The sequence below is a fragment of the Asticcacaulis sp. MM231 genome (assembly GCF_964186625.1).
Taxonomy (GTDB): Bacteria; Pseudomonadota; Alphaproteobacteria; order Caulobacterales; family Caulobacteraceae; genus Asticcacaulis.
The window spans coordinates 278,854-300,068 of sequence record NZ_OZ075110.1 but is presented as its reverse complement, the minus strand read 5'-3'; the positions used below and the strand labels follow the sequence as shown (position 1 = coordinate 300,068).

Here is a 21,215-nt window from a genome sequence, read left to right as displayed (position 1 = left end):
CCTATTCCTTATAGGGTTCGAGAACGAGGTCGCGAGCGAGGACGACCCTCAGAGGGAGACCGTTACGCAGCGTGATCGAGGGCGACACATTCAGTTGTCGCTCGACCAGCGCCTGACCGACGCGTGAGACGCTATCGGCCGCGCCCGAGCGGAGGGCTCGCACCAGGTCACTGTCGCGTGATGCGCTACCGCTAGCTGCACCGATGCTGAGCACGGTGGAGGCCGCTGAAGCCTGCATGACGCCTCCCCAATGAAGGTTGGTGCGGTCCTGTAGTCCGTTCAGGCCCTGCGGATCCGCGGTACCCGCCTTGTCCAATACCAGTGAAGCGCCATTGGGCAGGATTATACGCTCCCAGACAAGCAGCAACCGGTCTTGTCCAAAGGCGACTGCGCTGTCGTATTTCCCGATCAGGCGCGCGCCCTGTGGTATCAGCAAATAGGTCCCGGTTCGGGTATCGAAGATGTTTTGCGTAACCTGTGCCAGGGCCTGGCCGGGGATGTCAGAATGAAGGCCCGTAATAAGTGCGGCCGGAATGACGCTGCCAGCTTGAAGCAGGTAGGGGGATGCAGGTCGCTGCAAGCGCTCATGGCTAACGGTCGTAAGGTCCGAAGCGTGGTTGAGGTCGGTGTCCTTCGTCGGCATAGGTGGCTCGGACGCGGCCGTAAGTCCCGGCACGCCGAGTCCGTCCAAGATCTCAGTCATCGAAACGGGCACGGCCGACGCGCCATCGGCCAGCGCCATTGCGCCGCGCGACGGCCCTCCGAAAAACACCTGGCTGGTTATCGCCGTTTGCCTCGCCTGTTCCACCGCCGAAACGGCTGGAGATGCTGACGCGTTGTTTTGATAGGTTGCTGTCGGGTTTAAGCCTGCGTCAAGCGGTACGGAGCCGCCAAACTCAGCCGCCTGTGCCGAGAGGATGGGGCGCCCTAAGTCGCCTGGCAGGGGCGGTCCAAGCACCGGGTAGGCGGTATAGTCCGATGGTAAGCCAGATAGCTTTTCGCTCACCTGCGGGCGTTGGGCGCCAGGCTGCACCTCTACCGGTTTGGGCGTTGCCGGCTGTGGCTGCATGGCGAACATCAAAATGCCGCCACCGGTCATGGCGAATACGAGACTGCCACCGATTAACACCTTTCTTGACAGGCGAAGAACCGTCTTAGGTTCGGTGCGCAAGCGTAGGTCGGGCGTGTGAATCTCTGGAACGGCTGTCTCATCGGTCATGACTTCGCTATCCCCACACGCTTGATTTGCACCGTTTTCTGCGTCGTGCGGTCACCGAGTTTGAGCTCCGCGACCGAAAAAAGTCGATCCACGATGAGGAATTTTCCCGCTATTCTATAGTTGACCAGCTCCGCCTTGCCGTCGCCACCCACCAGGAACAAAGGGGGCAGGTCGGTCTTACCAATGTCGGCCGGCAATTCAATAAAGACTTTGTGGCCGTCGTCAAAGGCGCGAACGGGACGCCAGGGGACGCGGGCGCCATCGATCCGGTAGCCGAACTCGAGTGCTTCGGGATCAATACCCGCGACGAGGGGGGCTTGTACGGCGATGCGCTCGGCTCGGCGCTGCACCGCCAGTAGCTCGTCTTGTGGGTATCGCCAGGAGACGCATGCCATATAGGTGTCTCGTAAGGCGGTCAGCTCGATATGGTAGGTGCGCCGATCGGTATTGACGACCAGATTGGTCGACAGGGTCGAAAGCGTGGGTTTAATGAGGATATGCACCTGCTTACGGTCGCCTGTCCCGCTTTCGGTATCGCCGATGATCCAGCGCGCGGTGTCGCCGGCCGCGACCGGGCCTGCGCCAACGAGGCGCTCACCCGGTTGCAGAACGATGTCCGTAACCTTGCCGACGCTGGTATAGACCTGGAACAGGGCATTGTCGGCGTAGGCGTAAACCTGATTGGCGTTGGCAAAGGCCTCGGCGGCTGGCCGGACGCGGGCGGCCTCCATCGCCACCCGGACCTCGGACGCCGGCGGGGCGGGGCTTGAAACAGCGGTAGTCTTATGTCCCACATAGGGGCGCGGCTTGGCCTCGCAAACCGGCGGTGCGGCGACCAGAAGGCAGGATGACAGTGTGATGAGGGTTTTCATAACGACACCTCCTTGGCCCAGTCCAGAGCGGTTATATAAACGCCCAACGGGTTCTTGCGCAGGCGCTCAGGATCCCGAGGCGGATCGATGATCGTGGTGAGAATGGCCGACCAACGGGCCGTTGACACCAATTGACCGTTGGCATAGGTGCGCTCGGTCCAGGTGACGCGGAAGGAATTCGAAGACGCCCGGATCACGCTGGTGACATCGACGGCCACCTGTTCTGTACCCACGCGGGCGAAAGGGTCGTTGGTCTGGGCGTAGCCGTTCAAAGCCTGCGCGCCCTTGTCCGACATAAAGTTATAGGCGTGCAGCCAGTTCTGGCGGACGATGACGGGGTCCGCCGAGATCGACCGCACATCGCTGATGAAGGTGCTGAGCTGATAGGCGATTTGCGGATCGGTTGGCTTGTAATCGACCTTGGCCGGGGCGACCGTCTGGGTCTGACCGACCGCGTCTACCTGCACGACCCAGGGCACAATCGTGCCGCGGGTCGATTGCCAGGTCAGGGCGGTCGCCAGGCCTGCGCTCAAGACCAGGCTGCCGAAGGCCATCAGCCGCCAGTTTCTCGCCTGGACGCGGGCAGATCCGATGCGATCATCCCAGACCCTGGCCGCGCGTTGGCCTGGTGTATCCGGCTCGCTGGCATGGCCGTAGTGGTTAGAGGCGCGTTTGAACATTACTCACCCTCCTTGAGACTGACGGCATGCCCGCCGCCGTGGGAGTCACCGGACCGCACCGCCTGGGTCACCGTATTGGCGCCATGATGGAGAGTCTGGGATTGCTTCATGCGTTTGGCCCAGTCAGGCGGGTCATTTGATGGCGTAACCCCGTTTGCCGGTGACAGGCCGTTGACGCGGGGGCCTTGGGTCGATCCGCCACCGGTCGCGGCAAATGCCTGCCGCGCGCCCGACTGAAAGCTCGACCTAAGGCTGGAACGGGCCGCCTCTGCCGCTCGTTTCAGGGGCGATGCCGCTGATGCGGCCGCCGCCTTGGCGACATTACCCACGCCGCCGGCGACAGCGGAGGCGCCTGACTTGCCCATGGCACCAACCGAATAGGCGGAAGAAGCGCCGCCGACCAAAGCCGCTGTGCCGTTGGCTACGGCCCCGCCGCCGGCTGCGAGCGCCGTGGCGCCGCGTCCTGCCATGCCCAGGATCGCGCCGCCCGCCAGAAGTGTCCCGCCTGCTGCCAGGCCTGCGCCGATAGCGGCGCCAGCTCCCAGCTGCGGGCCGCCGGATACCAGGCCGTTGGCCATGCCGGGTCCGAAAATACCGAGACCCAGCAGGGTCAGCGCGGCCAATACGGTCGACATCGCCTCTTCGATCGTCGGCGCAGTGCTTGAGCTGGTCTCAACGAAGCTGGCGAAGAGGGTCGAACCGATGCCGACAATAACAGCCAGGACCAGGACCTTGATGCCTGACGAAACGACATTGCCCAAGACTCGCTCCGCCATGAAGGCGCTCTTGCCGAACAGACCGAAGGGGATGAGGACAAATCCCGCAAGAGTCGTTAACTTGAACTCGATAAGGGTTACGAACATCTGGATGGCGAGGATGAAGAAGGCGAGCACGACCATGATCCAGGCGAGAAGGAGGCAGACGATCTGGAGGAGGTTGTTGAAGACGGCCGGATTGCTCATCAGGTCGGAGGTTGCCTGAAGCAGTGGGGCGCCAGCATCCAGCCCGGTTTGTGCCAGTTTGCCCGGACGCATCAGGTCGGACATACTGAAGCCGCTACCCGAAGCTTCAAGTCCCAAACCGGCGAAACTGTTGAAGACGATGGCTGCGAGACTGTTCCAGTTGCCGATCAGATAGGCAAACGCGCCGACAAACAGGGTTTTCTTTACTAGGCGGGCGATAATCTCGTTTTCGCCGGCGCCGTCAAACGTCCAATATAGCGCTGCCAGGGTGACATCGATGACGATCAGTGTTGAGGCGATGAAAGCGACGTCGCCGTGCACCAGCCCAAACCCGCTGTCGATATAACGGGTGAAGACTTCTAGGAAGCGGTCGATGACGCCGGTGTTGGTGGGCATGACGGTTATCCGCTATAGGAGGAAGGGTTAAGGAAGCGGCGATGGTTGTCTGCCCAGAGACGCCGGCAGGCTTCTTCGGGTTCCCGCCGCACCTGACAGAGTTGCAGCCCAGCGCTCGACGCATCAACGCCTGCAGATGCCAGCGGATGGGTTTCGGGAGGACACGTGTCGGTCTTCGGTCCGGCCCTGCCGAACCCGCAGGTCACCGGACGCGCGGACAGCGCCATGATCGTCAGCCGTGGGGCCCGGGCGTGGTCCATGGATCAGTCCCCGTAGAACATTTGAGCGTTGCCGGGCTGGTAGCCAGACTTGGCGGTCAGGAAGCGCCTGCGCTGCTCGCGCGCCTGTTCGACCGCCGCAGAGGATTCGGCGTCTTTCAGGGCTGCCGCACGGCCATGGGCGGCCAAGAGCGCTATCAAATCCATCAATTGGTGGGACTGAAGGGCCAGGAGTTGGTTGCCCGCTTGGGCAACACCCAAGGCTCCGGTGGCGGACTGGCTGGCATTGACCAGGGCGGTCATCTGGTCCTGAGTGGCGCCGATATTGCCGACGACGGTGGCCTGGGTGCGCAGCGCGTCCTGCAGGGCACCGACGGTATTCTGCCAACGGGTACGGGCATCGGTCACCATGGCCGTATCGGACGCCGTGAGCGAGACGCTGCCGTACAGCGACTGGAATGCGTGATCGATACGGCTAACGTCATAGGCGATGTGCTGCGCCTGGCCAATCAGTTGGCGGGTGTTATTGATGGTTTGCTGCAGGTCGGCCAGAACCGATATGGGCAATGCTGTCAGGTTGCGGGCCTGGTTGATCAGGCTTTGCGCTTCGTTCTGAAGCGACATGATCTGATTATTGACGGTCTGGAGGGCACGCGTCGCCTGTAGGATGTTCTGAGCATAGTTGGTGGGGTCGTAGACAAGCACTTGCGCCGTTGCGGGGCGGCCCAAGGCAGCCGTCGCACCCAACCCACTCATCACGGACAAAAGGGACCGGCGGTTCAAAGCGTGCGTCATGGCTGTGTCTCCAGATTGGTGAGGGTCGGTATGAGGTCAGCGGCCCAATGGAGGCCTGAATGTTCGAGCCAGGCTGCCAGGAAGGCTTCGCCCGGATAGTCGGCCGACACCTGATCGATTGCTTTTTGTAGAGATTTCGATGAGGTGGCGCACAGCGCCAGGGCGATATCACCCAGACCCAGTTCGAACTGGCGATTGCCCAAGGGCGACTGGAGGTAATAGTCGCGCTTCGGAATGGCCCGGCTGATCAATTGGACTTGCCGATCATTCAGGCCGAACCGTCGGTAGATGGCGTCTATCTGGGGCTCCGCTGCGGCGGGATTGGGGAGAAATAGGCGGGTCGGGCAACTCTCGATCAGGGCGGGCGCGATGGCACTATCCTCGACGTCGGCGAGACTTTGCGTGGCAAAGACGACGCTGGCATTGGCCTTGCGGAGCGTCTTGAGCCATGCCTTGAGCTGGGCGGCGAACGCGGGATCGTCGAGCGCCAGCCAGCCTTCATCGATGATGATCAGGGTTGGACGGCCGTCGAGCCGATCCGAAATGCGGTGAAACAGGTAGCTTAAGGTTGGCGCCGCAGCCGGCGTGCCGATGAGTCCTTGCGTCTCGAATACCTGTATCGCGTTGAAGCGCAGGCTTTCGCGCTCGCCATCGAGGCCTGCGCCAGTGCCGCCCCCCATACAATAGGGAGCAAGTGCTTGTTTTAACGTCTGAGATTGCAGGAGGACCGATAGTCCCGTGAGTGTCCGTTCCTCAACCGGGGCCGACGCCAGAGAACTGAGCGCTGACCAAATGAGGGCCTTGACATCCGGCGTGACAACCAAGCCGTCGCGCTGGAGAATAGCGCCCAGCCAATCTGCGGCCCACGCCTTTTCGTCGGCTTGATCTATCCTGGCCAAGGGTTGCAGATAGATATCACCGGGATCGCCAGACCCAAGCGCATGCCAGTCGCCGTTCATGGCGAGACAGGCGGCCCGCAACGAAGCCCCGAAGTCGAAGGCAAAGATCTGTGACTGCTTATACCGCCGGAATTGCAGGGCCATGAGCGCCAAAAGGACAGACTTGCCAGCGCCGGTCGGGCCGATGACCATGGCGTGGCCGACGTCGCCCACGTGCAGGCAGAGCCGGAACGGGGTGGAGCCGTCGGCCTTGCCGTACAGCAAGGGGGCGGACTGGAGGTGCTCGTCGCGTTCCGGACCGGCCCATATGGCTGAGGCGGGCATCATATGGGCCAAATTTAGCGTGGAGAGGGGGCTTTGACGTGCATTGGCGTAGAGATGTCCTGGGAGCGTGCCCAGCCAGGCGTCGACAGCGTTCAGGGTTTCGGTGATACAGGTGAAGTCGCGGGACTGGATGATCTTGTCGATGAGGCGTAGTTTCTCATCGGCGACCCGGGCGTCGTTGTCCCAGACCACTACCGTGGCGGTGACATAGGCGAGGCCGGCATAGTCGGCCCCCAGTTCCTGCAAGGCGATATCCGCGTCGACGGCCTTGTTGGAAGCGTCGTTATCGACCAGGACCGAGGTCTCGTTGGTCATGACTTCCTTAAGGATGGCGCCAATGGTCTTGCGTTTGGCGAACCATTGACGGCGAATACGTGTCAGGACCTGGTTGGCTTTGGTCTTGTCCATGAGCAGGGCGCGCGTGCACCAGCGATAGGGAAAGGCCAAACGGTTCAAGTCGTCCAAAATTCCGGGGACGGTCGCCGTGGGGAAGCCGTTGAGAGTAAGGATGCGGAGGTGCGATGCTCCCAAGATTGGCGCCAGGCCGCCGGCCAGGGGCTGATCCGCCAGCAGAGCGTCGAGATACATCGGTGTCTCCGGGACACGAACCCGTTGGGATTTGGTGGACACCGTGGAATGCAGGTAGGTCAGGGTGTCAGCGTCGCTGAGCCAATGACATTCAGGCATGATGCCGATGAGGAGTTTTAGCAGCCGATCGGTAGTGTCCAAGAAGGCATCGACCAGCGCCTTTGCGTTCACAGTGCCCGGTTGGCCGCCTTCGAACAGCCAGGTTTCGCCCTTGGCCGCGATATCTTCCGCCGGCATGAAGCTGAGGGTTAGGAAATAGGCGGACTCGAAGTGAGACGATCGTTCCTCAAAATCGGCTTGTCGCTCTGCGTCGATCAGGGCTGACGCCGCATCGGGAAAGAGGTTTGAAGGATACGAGTTAGATGCCAGGCGCTGCGCTTCGATGAAGACGCTCCAGCCGTCGCCGAGACGTTTAAAGGCGTTGTTCAGGCGATGACTGACGGCGGTCTGCTCAGATCTAACGGAACTGTCGAGGTCCGGCCCACGAAACTTTGCCGTTCTCTGAAATGAACCATCCTTGTTCAGGACGACGCCGTCACCAATGAGCGCCGCCCAGGGCAGGTAGTCGGGCAGACGAGCGGCGGTACGGCGGTATTCAGCAAGGTTGAACATGAGAACTCAAACCTCAAAATAGGGGGGGAAACGGAGGTGACGTCTTGCTACCTCTACGAACAATGGGTCACGCTTGGCGGCCCAGACGGCGAGCAAATGCCCGATCAGACCGATCACAATGCCCGCTGCCCATAGCCGCAGACCCAAGCCAAGAGCGGCGGCAAGCGTACCGTTGACGATCGCCAGGGCGCGCGGTGCCCCACCCAACAGGATCGGTTCTGTCAGGGAGCGATGCACGGGTGCCGAAAAGGAAAACGTTATTTCGGGTGTCACTCGCGGATCGGAAGCCATTAGATCAGCGCTCCGCCGCCAAAGGAGAAAAAGGTCAGGAAAAAGGATGAGGCGGCAAAGGCGATCGACAAGCCAAAGACGATCTGGATCAGGCGCCGGAAGCCACCGGACGAGTCGCCAAATGCCAGGGTCAGGCCAGTGACGATGATAACGATCACGGCGATGATCTTGGCCACCGGGCCCTGGATCGACTCCAGGATCGACTGCAGCGGCGCTTCCCATGGCATGTTGGATCCGGCTGCCAGCGCCGGGCTGGTCATCAGGCTAAGCACAATCGCGGTTGTCAGATATCGGGCTTTATGTGGAATGACAGTCAGGGAAACACGCATAGGGTATCCTTTCAGGCGTGGCGTTGAGACGGCAGGGCAGGCGATAGGCGGTAGTCTCCCGAGGGCGTGAGGCCATTGACGCGAACCAATTCGGTCAGGCGGCGTTGCATGCCGCGCCCGGACAGGACGGCGATTAGATGGATGGTCTCGCTGATTAGGGCGCGGGGAACGGTGACAACAGCTTCCTGAATGAGCTGTTCCAGTCGCAACAAAGCACCCAGCGGATGGCCGGCGTGCAGCGTGCCCACGCCTCCGGGATGACCGGTGCCCCAGGCCTTTAGAAGGTCCAGCGCTTCAGGGCCGCGCACTTCACCGATGGGGATACGATCGGGACGCAGACGAAGGGAGGCGCGTACCAGGTCGGAGAGGGTGGCTACACCCTCCTTGGTACGCAGGGAGACCAGGTTGGGGGCAGTGCATTGGAGTTCCCGCGTATCCTCGATAAGGACGATACGGTCGCGGGTCTTGGCCATTTCTGCCAAAAGGGCGTTTGTGAGGGTTGTCTTGCCGGTTGAGGTTGCGCCGCAGACCAGGATGTTCAGCCGAGCGCGGATGGCGTCAGCCAGACAGGCGGCTTGGTCGGCCGTCATGGTGCCGGCAGCGACATAGTCATCCAAGCTAAAGACAGCCACAGCGGGTTTGCGTATGGAGAAGCTGGGACCGGTGACGATCGGTGGCAACAAGCCTTCGAACCGCTCCCCCGTTCCAGGCAGTTCGGCCGAAAGACGTGGGGCACCGGGGTGAACGTCGGCGCCGATGTGATGCGCTACCACGCGAATAATCCGCTCGCCGTCGGAAATTGAGACGGAAACCCCTGTATCGGAAAGCCCGAGGCCCAAACGATCGATCCACAAACGGCCATCAGGATTGAGCATGATCTCGACGACGTCTGGGTCGGCCAGCAGGTCTACAATCGCCGGACCCAATGCCGTGTGTAGCATGCGCGTGCCCCGCGCAAACGTCTCGATCGGAATGGCAGACGGTGTCGGCATAATAACCCCCAAAAAACTGAGCGACGCTCGCGGGGGTCATTAAGAGGCGCACAAAACCGGCGACCGCAACATGGAAATTGCGTCATCGTAGTTTGGGAAAGAAATACCGGCAATCGGAAAGGTTATCGCGTCGATCGGCACGCTCAACCGTCACGGCGATGTTCGGGTGGCAGGTGTCGCCCGACCAGCCACCCGAACATCATACAACACGATTCTAGACGACAACGTGATGGTCTTGCTGTGGCACGAAGACAGTTTCGCTGGTCGTCTCATTTTGCAATGCGGCGCCTGACGCGCTTCGGAACCCGCCAGAGCTGTTTTTCAACGAACGGAAATGAACTCGTCGCGAAACCGTTCGACCTGGAACTGTTCGTTCAGTGTCATGACGATGTTTACGACTTCAGGGGACGCATATTGCTAGGCGCAAATTGCGATCAATTTCGATGTTGTCTAGTGCAGTCAGTTCGGATTATCCGCTACTGATCGCTTTTACCATTTTTGAGCTTGTTCTGCCAAGTGTTACAGCAGGCGCACGGATTTTATGAAATTGCCGGACTTAGTCTTAACTTATATATCATTTCCGTCACAAACTATGCTTATAGGTGCAACAGGCGCGTCTTGAATGAACGGTTGAGACGGGCAAGGCGTAATCGGGGGGACTAACGCATGAACAAGACCTATTATCTGGCTATAGCATTGCTGGCGATTGGCTCGGGCCTTGCCGGTTGTGGAGGGGGCGGGGGAGGTCCCGGCGTCAACATGTCCCCGCCGATCTCTCCACCACCACCTCCGCCACCGCCACCGCCACCGCCACCGACCACGGTGGGGATCGGCAATAATGACTGCGCCACCAAGCCCAATTCGTTGGCCTGCAAAAGCGGTGTGCAAAACCTGATAGGGGCTGTGGCGTCGATAACACGCGATTCCCAAAATCGCTTGTCGAGCAGCACTGTCTATGGGGGCGCCTCAGGCTTTCCCAATATGACGATGAATGCCGGATCGGCGGGCACGGCGGGTGACGAAGTTTACCAATGGAAAGAAATTTCCGGAAATCAACAAACCTTCTCGACCGGCGCGGCCTTCTCGACGCCGACGATTGTGCACGGCTTCACCACATATAAATATGGGTGTAGCGGTACCGGTTGTACGCCTTTCGATCTTTATCTGATCAATCTGCAAAGTGCGAATACCGGCACACCAGATTATGCGATCCCAACCATATTAGAGGAAGGCGTTACGCGTAGCTATGGCACCTATGGTCTGCTTTCGGGGGCTTTTACTTCGGGGATGCAGGTGGGCACCGGTACCTATCAGGGCTTCACCATCGGTGAGATGAATGGCCGCGACCAGACCGTATGGCAGACCAAGAGCGATTTCTCGTTGGTGGCAAATTTCGCCAGCGGCGTGATCAACGGCTCGGCCAGCCATTTCCAGGGTTATGCCGGCACTAGTCTGACCGCGCCCGGTACTTATACGACCTTACCGGATGTCCCCGATTTTGATTTCAGTACCTTTCTGTCCACTTCGGACGGCAGTTTTAGTGGCAACGCTACCGGTTCGGCGACGGGCTCGGCCCTTAACGGCCAGGTACGTGGCCATTTCTATGGCGAAGCGGGCAAGACCCCTGACGAAGTGGGGTTCAGCTATTTCCTGACTTCATCGGGCCCCATCATGGCCATGGTCGGCACAGGGGTGGCGAGCCTCGGCGTGCTTGAGCTACCAACTCCGCCGGCCCCTCTGTCTCCGTTGCAGACTGGCTGCGTGCATCCCGCTTGCGTCACCACGCCCACGACCTATTACGGGCCCTCGGCGTTAATCACTGTGACCAATGCCAATCCCGGTGTTGCCAATCCCGTGGCGACGACCAAGGTCGACAATACCTTAAGTGGCGTGAGTGTAACGGTTTCGCCCGGCGCCACCAGCTTTACGTCGGATGATGTGTACACCTTAGCCTATGTTGCGAACGGTGTGAACTACACGCAAACCTTCACCGGCTTTATCGCCGATGAAGACGGCCTGGGCGGTAAGGCTAAGCTGGCTCGCGGCACGCAAAACGGCTTTGACGCCAGCCTTCTGGTGTTTGATTTGTCCTCAAGCCTGAGCGACACGCTCGATTTCGTGCAACTGGCGGCCTATGACCGCACGGTCAGCGCGATTGCCGCCGAAGACGCCTTCTTTGTCTTTGGCCGTCAGACTCGGCCTGCAGATATGCCGACAAACGGGAGCGCGCAGTATGTAGGCGCCACGCGTGGCATCTATGTTACCGGCGATACAGGGGTGCTGTACCGCACGGCCAGCGATGTGACGCTGAATGCCAATTTTGCCAGCGGGGCTGTGTCGGGTTTGGCGTCGAACTTTAAGTTCATGAACGGCAATGGTTTGCTGGTCGCGCGTAGCGAAAAGCTTGATTTCACCTATTCGGCCACCATTGCGTCGGGCACATCGCAGTTTTCGGGCACAGCTATAAGCGCCTTGCCCGGCAGCGCGGGCGGGATGGGGCTGACAGGCGCCGTGCAGGGGGCGTTCTTTGGCGCGCCGGGCCAATCCCCCGAAGAAGCCGGCTTTACCTACAGTCTTGGGGTGGCCACAAATGGACCATTCATGATGGGCGGCGCAGCGCTCGGGAAGAAGCCTTGATTTTAAGGCGCGTTATTGGTTTCGCACTGAGTTTAGGCTTGCTTGCGGGGGCTGGGCATGTTTGCGCCCAATCTTCTACGGCAGTGCCTCAAGTGCAATCTGTCAGTACGCTTGATGCCGATCAGGTCTTTGCCGTGGCTATTCAGTTGTTTACGCGAAATGGTGACTATGAGAAGGCACTGGCGCTGCTGATAAGTGGCCAGACATCCATAACCGGCCGGATGGTCTGCGCTTGCGTGTCGAGTTGCTCTTAAGGCTTGGCCGCGCGTCAGAGGCCTTGAGCGTCATAGAGTTTTATCTGTCGGCGCATCCGGATGACGCGCTGGCGCGGTTTCAGTTGGGTGAAGTGCGTTTCAGTTTGCGTCAGGATCAAGCTGCGGCCTTTGCCTACCGTCTCGCTTTGGCGGGTAATCTGGATGATCTACGTCGCAACATGGCGCTAAAACGCCTTGATATGATTGTAGCACGAAAGCGCTGGCGCTTTTCGGTCGGAGGCGCGATTTCGCCGGACAGCAACCTCAATTCTGCGACGAATCGACGACGGTCGATCTGTTCGGACTGCCGTTTCGCCTTGATGACGCCGCGCGGCGGCATAGCGGCATTGGCTTCACGGCTTACGGCGGCATTGAGCGCGACATCCGCCTGAAGCCCAATTTGTCCCTGCGGGCACGAGTAGCGGGCAATGTCATTGATGCACCGGGCAGCCAGACCGATCTCCTAGCTCTTCAGTGGCGCGTCGGACCACAGTGGCGCACCGGTCCGCAATCGACTGTATCGCTTCAGGCGCTGGCGTCGCAAAGCTGGTACGGCGCCGAGCTGTTTGAAACGCGTACGGGCCTGCGTTTTGAAACCGAAAGCTACGGTCGCAATCGCCGGCGCAGTTTGGGTTTGAGCGCGGAACGAATTGATTCTCGGCTCAATCCGGCACGCGATGGCGAAAGCTATAGCGCTGAATGGTCGCGCACGCGGTATCTCGGGACTTCCAGCTTGTGGAATCTGTCACTGGCTGGGGTCAGGCGCGACGCGGCCGCGGCCTCGGAAGCATTGTCGGCGCAGATCACAGCCGGAAGGCTTTATCCCGCGCCGTTTGCTAGCTTTGTCTATGTTGAAATGGGGCTGGTCGGGCGTCGCTACGATGAGGCAGCGGCCTCGTTCGGCGTACGACGCGAAGACACGGAGACCACGCTCGACGTTCGCCTTTCGAAGCGTGATCTGCTGATCTTCGGCACGCACCCTTATGTGGCAGTGCAGGCCAGCCGCAATCGTTCGAACATCAGCCTCTATGCCTATCATCGCGAACGCATCGAATTTGGCATTACGCGCGAGTTCTGACCTATCTCATGCGCCGTTGCGCCGCTCTATGCCAGCCCTTCACCGCAACTGTTTCGCTGTGCAACCTTAGCATAGCGCAGGTGTTGGTTTTGTCCGTTTTCAGGCGTGGATGACGAAATAATCAGGTAATCCAGTTGCTTAGTGTCTTGCTGATTTCACATTTTTCGCCCTTGCAATGGATGCGAAAAGCGCCGGCAACCGCCAGTGAACTTGTCTTGAACGTAACTGTAAATTTAGGTGCCAGTTGATGTCCTTTAACGCACGGCGACGAAAAAATTCCTGGGTTCTTAAAATGCCCCCAATTTTGCCATCACTGTCGGCCGTATGTCTTTCATTGTTGCTGACAACGCCTTTTGGCTGGAGTGTTTTATTAAAATTTGGAGGGAATTATTATCCGGAAGTATTGTTGATTGTCGCCTGCGCATTCGCCGTCGCGGTTCAAAAATTTTATGCCGACGAGTTGTTTGCATTTTTTAGATCGTCCAAAGTATACATTTGGGGCGTAATATGTGCTCTCCTACTCTTTGAGGGAGTACTCATGCATGGCAATTTTTTTGCCGCATATTCTGATTTTCGTGCAACGCTATTGTTAGGCATATTTTATTGCGTCGCCCAGAAATGTGGTAAAGAAAATCCAAGGCTAATAGATTTTTTGATTGTATTTTCCGTTTCGTCGATCGTCGGAAATTTAATATACTATCTCTTTTTTAAATCGGAAGAGTACGGGGTTGTAAAAAAGGCCTTCCCTGTATTGATGTTTGTTGCAGCTATTTATTTAACTACAAAATATAGAAACCCCTTGTATTCGTTTGCCGTCATTTTAGCAGGTTCATCGATCTGCGTAATGTCCTTGTTTCGAACAAACCTGGCAGTAATGGTGATTATGATACTGTATTATTTAATTTTTGCTTTGTTTACTTTAGCTAATAGATCCCGACGCGGGGTAAACTACAAAACTTTGATCCAATATGGCTTGGTCATAGCGACGCTATTTTTGTTCTTTCCGGCATTATATTCTGTTGGGTACGAATATCTTGCGAGCGATCCCACGCGATACAATCAAACAATCTACAAATTGCAGATTTTGGTAGATAATATTCGCACAGGCCACAGTGACGATCCTATTAGAGCTCAATATCCACAATATATTATGAAAAATATTTACTATTTTTTGATGCCTGGAGGTTTTGGACAATCAGTTCTATCAACGCATTGGCGGTCATTTTGGATGAACCCCAGAGACGAGATTTTCGGGAGCTCTCTTGATGGGGGATACGTGTACTTGGCTGCACATTTTGGGATAATAATCACTTGCTTATTACTGTTTTATCTTATTTTCAGGTTTGTAAAGAGTTCTCTCAATGAAAGCCTGGTTGAAGTTAGCAGAAGGGTGATCTGTTTAGCTGCAGCATTAGTTTATTTTGCGACCTTTGGCGGAAATTCTTTCGCGCAAATCGGAATGGCGATAGGTACCGGTCTCCTGCTTGGATTGATGATGAGGAGTGATCCTAAAAGCCTTCACAAAGACGGACGGACTTTATCTCTCAATTTGTCTGCACGGCGGTAGAGCCAGCTAATCATATGTTTTTTCGCATTTGCGGCGACCACTTTCATTAGACTATTCAGGTGGACACATGTCGGTAACAAAATTTTCTACTAGCACCAAGGTTGCAGTTCTCTATCACTTTTTCCCTCATTACAGGGCACCAGTGCTCAGAGCTTTAGCAAAGAGTGAAAAGTTCTCTTTTAGCTTTTGGGGTGACGTGAAACCATTAGAAGGCATTATGCCTTTTACGGGAGATGAAAGTGTCTATATCAATAGGCTTCACACTACGTTCGTTAAAGATCGTATCAAGATCGAGGGATACAATGGGGTATTCGCTGATCGTGATCTGAAGGCTCTGATTATACTGGGAAATCCAAATATTCTTGCAACTTGGAAAATCGCACTATGGGGGCGACTAAGAAATATAAAAGTGCTGTTTTGGACGCATGGTTGGTTAAGGAAGGAAACGCTCTTAAAGGCTGCGGTGCGCAATTTATACTATAGTTTATCCAATTGCGTCTTGGTATATTCTGATCGAGCTAAGACGCTAGCAATGGCTTCGGGATTTAATGATAGACACGTTGTTCCAATTTATAATTCTTTAGACTGGACGGTAGCTACAGCATTGTATGAAAGACTGGATGATGAAACGTCTCACAGTGTTCGAAATGAACTTGATATTTCCCGCGAAAAAAAATTACTTATTTGCACCGCTCGCATCACAACGCTTTGTCGTTTCGATCTTCTGTTAAGCGCTGTTTCGTCTCTGAACCGACGAGGCTATTCCCTGACGATTTTATTAGTCGGGGATGGACCTGAAAGATCCAATATTGAGAAGCTGTCAAAGACCGAAGACGTTGATGTTCGTTTTTTAGGTTCGATTTATGATGAAGCGCTCTTAGCGCGTTTAATTTATGCCTCCGACCTAACTGTGTCACCCGGCAAGGTGGGCCTGACAGCAATGCATAGCCTTTCTTACGGTACCCCCGTAGTCACCCATAGTGATTTAGACGCGCAAATGCCGGAGGTTGAAGCGCTAACGGAGGGGGTTACGGGGTTTTTCTTCGAAAAAGATAATGTTGAGAGTTTATCTTCCGCAATTTTGAGAGGCCTTGCGGCAGGTAGTCAACGCGAGTCCGTCCGTGTTGCTTGCCGCGAGATAATTCGAGCACGTTACACACCAGAGGCTCAACGCCAATTTATTGAGACGGCGCTCGATGACGTATTAGGAATTAGTCGATGAGCGAGCAACTCTTCAGCGCAATAGACCCCAAGATAGTTTCGGAATTCGGCCCTAAAATAAATACAAGGACTTTAGCTAGATGTCGTGACGAAATTGAATCGAACCTGAAACGTACGCTACGTTTTATTTTGGTCATGGTAGTGAAAATAAAATTGGGTATCCGGGGCGTTGGTGAAGGATTTCAATGTGGACCTAATGTCTTCATTAAGGGTGCTTCGACAGTTGTTGGGCGCTACGTATACCTTGGTGGTGGTTTCGAATGTGCAGGCCCTTTGGTGGTTGGTGATATGTGCATGGTTTCAACGCACGTAAAAGTCGTCGGGAATGATCATAAAATCTATGTTCTGGGGGGCGCGACGCGCCTAGAGTTTAACAGGACTGCTCCGGTCACAATCTTCGAAAGCGACTGCTGGATAGGTAAGCAGGTTATTATACGGCAAGGTGTTCGAATTGGACGAGGTGCCGTTGTCGGTGCGGGAAGTATTGTTACAAAAGATGTACCACCCTATGCAGTCGTGGCAGGCAACCCAGCGAGGCTTTTGAAAATGAGGTTCACGGCTGACGAAATCATTCAGCATGACGAGGTCCTTTATGCGGAATGATGGGACTGAAATATTAGACGCTTCAGACGGATCGCCATTTTTGGGTGGGCCAAGTTTTCCGTTAAAAAATCGTGTGAAGAGAGTAGTTTGGAATATAGCGTGGACGGTATTGGCATCATGGACGCCGCCGGCATTTAAGGCATGGCGGCGCGCTATTTTGCGTATCTTTGGGGCGCGGGTTGCTAATACAGCTATAATATACAGCTCTGCCAGAATTTGGTTGCCATCGAATCTGGAGATATGTGACTTGGCTTGTGTGGGGCCTAACGTAACCGTCTACAATATGGCTATGATTAAGATTGGCGCGCGCGCTATCATCTCCCAAGGTTCATATTTATGTTGCGGAACGCATGACGTGAACAACGCAGCCTTCCAGTTGCTCGCTAAGCCCATTGAAATTGGTGAGAAGGTGTGGATTGCCGCCGAAGCTTTTGTTGGGCCTGGTGTAAAAGTCGGGGATGGTGCGGTATTGGGCGCACGGGCTGTGGCTATGCGAAGCGTCAATCCTTGGACAATTTATTCCGGAAATCCGGCAGTAGCTATTCGCGGCAGGAGTGAGTTTTAAATGGCACTTCAAAACTTGGAAAACCCCGTGGTCGAAAAGCCAAATGGGCTAACGCCTGGGATAGTCTCAGTCATCATCCTAACCCATAACGAAGCTCATCATATTGGGCGCGCGATCGACTCCATTAAACCGTTCGCGAAGGAAGTCTTCATCATTGATTCAGGCTCAAGCGACGGGACGATCGACATAGCGGCAGCCAAAGGCGCAAGGATCCTTCATAATCCATGGAAGAATCACGCAACCCAATTTCAGTGGGGCTTGGATAATGCACCGGTGTCCGGCGAGTGGATAATGCGCCTCGACGCTGACGAGATCATCGAGAACGATTTGGCGCAATTGCTCACCAGCGCTTTAAGCGAGCTACCGGATGATGTCACGGGTGTAAACCTAAACCGCAAGCACATTTTTATGGGCCGCTGGATAAAACATGGCGGTCGCTATCCTGTGACACTCTTGCGTATTTGGCGTACCGGTCTTGCACATGTCGAAGACCGTTGGATGGATGAGCATATTATTCTGAACTCCGGCCGTGCAGTGACCTTCGATGGTGGTTTTAGCGATGTAAATTTGGGTGACCTATCGTTCTTCACTAACAAGCATAATAAATATGCCACATTGGAGGCAGTTGAGGTTCTGAAGCAGCGATATCAGTTAATCAACACGGCAGAAGCGTTTCAGTTTCAAGGACCCGAACAAGCTAAGCGTAAGCGTGTGCTTAAGGAAAGACTATATAATAAATTACCTCTTGGCTTAGGACCTATCCTATATTTTCTCTACCGTTACATTTTCCAGCTAGGCATTTTGGACGGCAAAGAGGGGGCAATCTATCACGGACTTCAAGGTCTTTGGTATCGTTTCCTTGTCGATGCGAAAGTTCTCGAACTTAATAGAGCGATAGAAAATATTCCAGAAAAGCCCGCTAAGGTGCAGCGTCTCAAAGAGATAACAGGTTTAAAGCTAAATTGACTGCTTAATCTGGAGTTATATTTCGGCGTTCTGACTAGTTCCCTACAGTGCAAATAAGCGGAAGGTGGTCAGAGCCAAAAGCATCACCAGTCCGACACGCACTTATTGTCATGTTTTCGCTGACTATAATGTGGTCAATAGGGGCGCCAAATTCGATGCCGTCCTTTTTGAATAATATCCTTGTTAGGGGGGGAAGCAATCGTGGCTCAGCATGTAAGTTTGCATCTTCAAGCAAGCTTTTGTACACGGGATTCCATGGGCTGGTGTTGAAATCACCCAGAACGATCGTATCGGTGGCATCGGTACCCACAACAGGCGCCACGGCCGCGAGGTAGGTGTTCCGTCTTTCCCAAATGTGGTCATCTAAGATGGTTTGGGGATGTACGGCGACAACGGTTATCGACTTTCCATGTATGTTGATTTTGGTCGAGAGGATTTTGCGATCGGCAATCGGTACCCACTCAATATTTTCGATCGGGTAACGGCTAAGTATCGCCAGGTCATTGCTGTCTTTGCTGTCGTTGGTATAGGGGTATAGCGTAGAGAGAGCGGGATAGTTTTTCCAGAATACAGCTGGAACTTCCTCTATGACGACAATGTCAGGCTGTTGCGCTATCAGCCATTGCTGAAAGCCTTCGTAATTTTTGTTCGTTTGAAGCCAATTGTACGTAACGACCTGTAAAGACCTTGTCACAGGAGACGAGGGCGCTGCCTGGTTGTCTATGTAATCGCGTAACGGCACCTGGAAGAACGCAATCGCCAAGGCCAGGGTCAAGATGGCGGCCATGACACGGAACTTTTTCAGCGTGGCGGCCAGGCCGAGGTTCAGAGCGACAATCGCCGGGTAAAGGTAGGGGTAAAAAAAGGTCAGGTTGTTGAGGTTTCGCTCGAACACGACATACGACGGCAGAATGAAGATGACGGCAATCGCCAGACCATAAACCGTAGCACCGGTACTGAAGTATCGCTTGTAAATATCGGCGACCTTAAACCTTTTGCGTGAGGTTCCTCGTCCCTTGCGCGTCCGTTTCGATGAACTCATGATGTTTGTGGCGCTCTGGGTGGTGTTGCGTAGTGTTCAGTGGGGACGCGCAAGGCGCTACACCGTTTAGCCTATTTTGAGCCGCGCTGCAAAAGAACAGCGGGCACCGTCATGACCAGGATCGTTAGGTAGTAGGTGATAGATATTTTGCCGGCAAAGACGCGGTCAAGGACCACGCGCTTTCTATAGGTCAGGTTGTTACGGCCCATGACCTGCCAGAGCCCCGTGATGCCAGGTAACATCGACTTATAGACTTTATAGGACGGGCCATACTTTTCAACCTCATCCCGCATGATGGGTCGAGGGCCTACGAGGCTCATCTCGCCCTTCAGGACGTTAATGAGTTGCGGAAACTCGTCGATGCTTGTCTTGCGGATAAAGCGACCGATGGGGGTAATACGCGGATCGCGGTCGAGCTTACGATACTCATGCCAGTTGGCGGCTTCATGGGGGTGGGCATCGAGGTAGCGCTGGAAGACGACGTCGGCGTTGCAGCTCATGCTGCGGAATTTCATGCACTTGAAGTCTCTGCCATGCCGGCCGACGCGGTTTTGCACGAAAAAGACGGGGCCGCGGTCCTGAAGGTAGATCAGCAGCGCAACGGTGAGAAACACCGGCAACAGGAACAGGATGAGCAGGGTGCACAGGATCAGGTCACACGCGCGCACAAGAAAGCGGTTAAGACTTACCGCGCCGCCCTGGCGCGTGGACGCCGCGCGCTCTGGCCTTCTCGGCTGTGCAAATCTTGGCTCATCACGCATGGACAGGCCAATCGAGGACTTGGTATTCATAATGTCACCATTCCGGCTCGGCGCTTTTGGTCAAAAGTTAATCTAAACGATACGTGCCGCAATGCAAATATTTTAACGCCTAATTGTGACACAATAGGCGGCAGCAACACCGCAAAGGCCGATTTTAAAACAATCTTTCCCCGGACAAGCGATGCCGCACCGCACAATAACATTTGTGTGATGCAAACGGGCGACAACGCAGGGCTGTGATATTCTCGCTTCGCCGACCGATTGGCTAAATTAACGCCAGGGCTTTGGTTAATTTGAGTCGCTTCATGATCTCAAAGAAGACCAGCGACCCCACCGTGCCGACGATGGAGATAATAACCAGCAAAAGGGTGGCGTCAAGGGTGCCGAAGATCTTGAGCAGCACGATACGCGTGCCGGCAATGAAGAGAATATGGGTGAGGAAAATCGGCATCGAGTGCTTGCCCAGATACTCAAACACCGGACGAAGGGGGATGATGTTGGCGCAACAGGCCAGGATGACCATGGCCGTGCCGGCCAGTCCGGCGGGATAGAACATGATCTTGTTTACGCTGTAGGCGATCTCGGCGCCTTGGGAACGCAGTACCCAGTCCGCGCCCAGCTTCTGGCTGGCGAGGACATAGCCGAGATAGTAGAGGCCAAGCCATGCGATGAAGGCCAGAGCGGGCAGGACGGGCGAGGTGTTGTGCAGGACCTTGATCCGGCTGAGATGGGGCCCGACGGCGACGCCTATCCCGAAACTGATGATGAAGGTGCAGAACTGGCCTACGGGCGGGTAGTTCATGGCTTCAGGCACGCCAAAGGTTTCAAAGGCGAGGTAGACGACGGTCGCCAGCGCAAAGAACCCGGTGGCGCCGGTGCGCGGCACGATCATCCAGGCGGCGATCTGCATGAAGAACAGGGCGTATAGGAACCAGAACTGTGAAACGGGCGCCCAGATGATAGCCACCAGGTTTTGCAGATAGCCGCCGGTGGCCGGATGGTTGAGCAGGCTGCCCATCATATAGATTACGGTGAACTGGATAATCGCCCAGGTGAAATAGGCGCGCGCGATCTTGGTGAAGGTGTTGGTGACGAACTTCTTCGGATCGGCTTTCAGGCGCTCGGCGATAAACAGACCTGACAGGATAAAGAAGAGAGGCATGTGGAAGGTGTAGATGGTCAGGAACACGTACCGGATGCCCGAGGCCTGCGCCCCTAGCGGGGAATCGATGATGCCGCCGGCGGCATGGCCGATGACGACCAGCAGGATGCCCACGCCTCGTGCGAGGTCCACCCAGGTGACGCGTTGCGGTTTTTGTTCAGACATACCTATTCCTGTATCGT

The 21,215-nt window shown here is 55.9% G+C and carries 20 protein-coding genes; 8 read left to right on the top strand and 12 right to left on the bottom strand.

Annotated features, from left to right (window positions below; translation table 11 throughout):
* Window position 1 precedes the first annotated feature (1 nt).
* From ABQ278_RS20525 to trbB, 9 genes are all read right to left on the bottom strand, one after another.
* A complete protein-coding gene (locus ABQ278_RS20525) occupies window positions 2-1,219 on the bottom strand; it encodes a TrbI/VirB10 family protein (RefSeq protein ID WP_349322881.1) in 1,218 nt (405 codons plus the stop codon).
* Window positions 1,216-2,091, bottom strand: coding sequence for a P-type conjugative transfer protein TrbG (trbG, locus tag ABQ278_RS20520; protein WP_349322880.1), 876 nt, complete (start codon window positions 2,089-2,091; stop codon window positions 1,216-1,218). Before trbG ends, ABQ278_RS20525 begins: the two co-directional genes overlap by 4 nt.
* Window positions 2,088-2,771, bottom strand: coding sequence for a conjugal transfer protein TrbF (gene trbF, locus ABQ278_RS20515; protein ID WP_349322879.1), 684 nt, complete (start codon window positions 2,769-2,771; stop codon window positions 2,088-2,090). The genes trbG and trbF overlap by 4 nt, the downstream gene beginning before the upstream one ends.
* Entirely contained in the window at window positions 2,771-4,129 is a 1,359-nt protein-coding gene (gene trbL, locus ABQ278_RS20510) for a P-type conjugative transfer protein TrbL (RefSeq protein ID WP_349322878.1), read from the bottom strand. Before trbL ends, trbF begins: the two co-directional genes overlap by 1 nt.
* Window positions 4,130-4,392: 263 nt before the next feature.
* Complete coding sequence (trbJ, locus tag ABQ278_RS20505; RefSeq protein ID WP_349322877.1) at window positions 4,393-5,142, bottom strand: P-type conjugative transfer protein TrbJ; 750 nt, start codon at window positions 5,140-5,142, stop codon at window positions 4,393-4,395.
* Window positions 5,139-7,565, bottom strand: a complete 2,427-nt coding sequence (gene trbE, locus ABQ278_RS20500) for a conjugal transfer protein TrbE (RefSeq protein WP_349322876.1) — start codon at window positions 7,563-7,565, stop codon at window positions 5,139-5,141. Before trbE ends, trbJ begins: the two co-directional genes overlap by 4 nt.
* Window positions 7,566-7,571: 6 nt before the next feature.
* Entirely contained in the window at window positions 7,572-7,856 is a 285-nt protein-coding gene (locus ABQ278_RS20495) for a VirB3 family type IV secretion system protein (protein WP_349322875.1), read from the bottom strand.
* Complete coding sequence (locus ABQ278_RS20490) at window positions 7,856-8,185, bottom strand: TrbC/VirB2 family protein (RefSeq protein WP_349322874.1); 330 nt, start codon at window positions 8,183-8,185, stop codon at window positions 7,856-7,858. Before ABQ278_RS20490 ends, ABQ278_RS20495 begins: the two co-directional genes overlap by 1 nt.
* Before the next feature lie 11 nt (window positions 8,186-8,196).
* Window positions 8,197-9,177, bottom strand: coding sequence for a P-type conjugative transfer ATPase TrbB (gene trbB, locus ABQ278_RS20485; RefSeq protein ID WP_349322873.1), 981 nt, complete (start codon window positions 9,175-9,177; stop codon window positions 8,197-8,199).
* Between the two features lie 666 nt (window positions 9,178-9,843).
* Between trbB and ABQ278_RS20480 the strand changes: the two genes are divergently transcribed.
* From ABQ278_RS20480 to ABQ278_RS20445, 8 genes are all read left to right on the top strand, one after another.
* Window positions 9,844-11,814, top strand: coding sequence for a hypothetical protein (locus ABQ278_RS20480; protein WP_349322872.1), 1,971 nt, complete (start codon window positions 9,844-9,846; stop codon window positions 11,812-11,814).
* 232 nt (window positions 11,815-12,046) lie between these two features.
* Entirely contained in the window at window positions 12,047-12,460 is a 414-nt protein-coding gene (locus ABQ278_RS20475) for a hypothetical protein (protein ID WP_349322871.1), read from the top strand.
* Between the two features lie 8 nt (window positions 12,461-12,468).
* Window positions 12,469-13,146 carry a surface lipoprotein assembly modifier gene (locus ABQ278_RS20470; protein WP_349322870.1) on the top strand — a complete coding sequence of 226 codons (678 nt, stop codon included), beginning with the start codon at window positions 12,469-12,471 and terminating at the stop codon, window positions 13,144-13,146.
* Window positions 13,147-13,393: 247 nt separating this feature from the next.
* Window positions 13,394-14,713 carry a hypothetical protein gene (locus ABQ278_RS20465; protein ID WP_349322869.1) on the top strand — a complete coding sequence of 440 codons (1,320 nt, stop codon included), beginning with the start codon at window positions 13,394-13,396 and terminating at the stop codon, window positions 14,711-14,713.
* A gap of 67 nt (window positions 14,714-14,780) precedes the next feature.
* The gene (locus ABQ278_RS20460; protein ID WP_349322868.1) at window positions 14,781-15,935 is read left to right on the top strand and encodes a glycosyltransferase family 4 protein; all 1,155 of its coding nucleotides are present in this window, start codon (window positions 14,781-14,783) and stop codon (window positions 15,933-15,935) included.
* Window positions 15,932-16,537, top strand: a complete 606-nt coding sequence (locus ABQ278_RS20455) for a DapH/DapD/GlmU-related protein (protein ID WP_349322867.1) — start codon at window positions 15,932-15,934, stop codon at window positions 16,535-16,537. Before ABQ278_RS20460 ends, ABQ278_RS20455 begins: the two co-directional genes overlap by 4 nt.
* 355 nt (window positions 16,538-16,892) lie before the next feature.
* A complete protein-coding gene (locus ABQ278_RS20450; RefSeq protein WP_349322866.1) occupies window positions 16,893-17,102 on the top strand; it encodes a hypothetical protein in 210 nt (69 codons plus the stop codon).
* Complete coding sequence (locus ABQ278_RS20445; RefSeq protein WP_349322865.1) at window positions 17,103-18,068, top strand: glycosyltransferase family 2 protein; 966 nt, start codon at window positions 17,103-17,105, stop codon at window positions 18,066-18,068.
* Between the two features lie 34 nt (window positions 18,069-18,102).
* Here the strand turns inward: ABQ278_RS20445 and ABQ278_RS20440 are convergent, their stop codons facing one another.
* From ABQ278_RS20440 to ABQ278_RS20430, 3 genes are all read right to left on the bottom strand, one after another.
* Window positions 18,103-19,110, bottom strand: coding sequence for an endonuclease/exonuclease/phosphatase family protein (locus ABQ278_RS20440; RefSeq protein WP_349322864.1), 1,008 nt, complete (start codon window positions 19,108-19,110; stop codon window positions 18,103-18,105).
* Window positions 19,111-19,181: 71 nt separating this feature from the next.
* Window positions 19,182-19,871, bottom strand: a complete 690-nt coding sequence (locus ABQ278_RS20435) for a sugar transferase (protein ID WP_349322863.1) — start codon at window positions 19,869-19,871, stop codon at window positions 19,182-19,184.
* A gap of 265 nt (window positions 19,872-20,136) precedes the next feature.
* Window positions 20,137-21,198 carry an acyltransferase family protein gene (locus tag ABQ278_RS20430; protein WP_349322862.1) on the bottom strand — a complete coding sequence of 354 codons (1,062 nt, stop codon included), beginning with the start codon at window positions 21,196-21,198 and terminating at the stop codon, window positions 20,137-20,139.
* Window positions 21,199-21,215: the final 17 nt, after the last annotated feature.

Coding starts and splice junctions, on each gene's coding strand:
- ABQ278_RS20430 (WP_349322862.1), bottom strand. CDS start 21,198: ATGTCTGAACAAAAACCGCAACGCGTCACCTGGGTGGACCTCGCACGA.
- ABQ278_RS20445 (WP_349322865.1), top strand. CDS start 17,103: ATGGCACTTCAAAACTTGGAAAACCCCGTGGTCGAAAAGCCAAATGGG.
- trbG (WP_349322880.1), bottom strand. CDS start 2,091: ATGAAAACCCTCATCACACTGTCATCCTGCCTTCTGGTCGCCGCACCG.
- ABQ278_RS20460 (WP_349322868.1), top strand. CDS start 14,781: ATGTCGGTAACAAAATTTTCTACTAGCACCAAGGTTGCAGTTCTCTAT.
- trbB (WP_349322873.1), bottom strand. CDS start 9,177: ATGCCGACACCGTCTGCCATTCCGATCGAGACGTTTGCGCGGGGCACG.
- ABQ278_RS20465 (WP_349322869.1), top strand. CDS start 13,394: ATGTCCTTTAACGCACGGCGACGAAAAAATTCCTGGGTTCTTAAAATG.
- ABQ278_RS20495 (WP_349322875.1), bottom strand. CDS start 7,856: ATGGCTTCCGATCCGCGAGTGACACCCGAAATAACGTTTTCCTTTTCG.
- trbE (WP_349322876.1), bottom strand. CDS start 7,565: ATGTTCAACCTTGCTGAATACCGCCGTACCGCCGCTCGTCTGCCCGAC.
- trbF (WP_349322879.1), bottom strand. CDS start 2,771: ATGTTCAAACGCGCCTCTAACCACTACGGCCATGCCAGCGAGCCGGAT.
- ABQ278_RS20435 (WP_349322863.1), bottom strand. CDS start 19,871: ATGCGTGATGAGCCAAGATTTGCACAGCCGAGAAGGCCAGAGCGCGCG.
- ABQ278_RS20440 (WP_349322864.1), bottom strand. CDS start 19,110: ATGAGTTCATCGAAACGGACGCGCAAGGGACGAGGAACCTCACGCAAA.
- trbJ (WP_349322877.1), bottom strand. CDS start 5,142: ATGACGCACGCTTTGAACCGCCGGTCCCTTTTGTCCGTGATGAGTGGG.
- ABQ278_RS20455 (WP_349322867.1), top strand. CDS start 15,932: ATGAGCGAGCAACTCTTCAGCGCAATAGACCCCAAGATAGTTTCGGAA.
- ABQ278_RS20525 (WP_349322881.1), bottom strand. CDS start 1,219: ATGACCGATGAGACAGCCGTTCCAGAGATTCACACGCCCGACCTACGC.
- ABQ278_RS20490 (WP_349322874.1), bottom strand. CDS start 8,185: ATGCGTGTTTCCCTGACTGTCATTCCACATAAAGCCCGATATCTGACA.
- ABQ278_RS20480 (WP_349322872.1), top strand. CDS start 9,844: ATGAACAAGACCTATTATCTGGCTATAGCATTGCTGGCGATTGGCTCG.
- trbL (WP_349322878.1), bottom strand. CDS start 4,129: ATGCCCACCAACACCGGCGTCATCGACCGCTTCCTAGAAGTCTTCACC.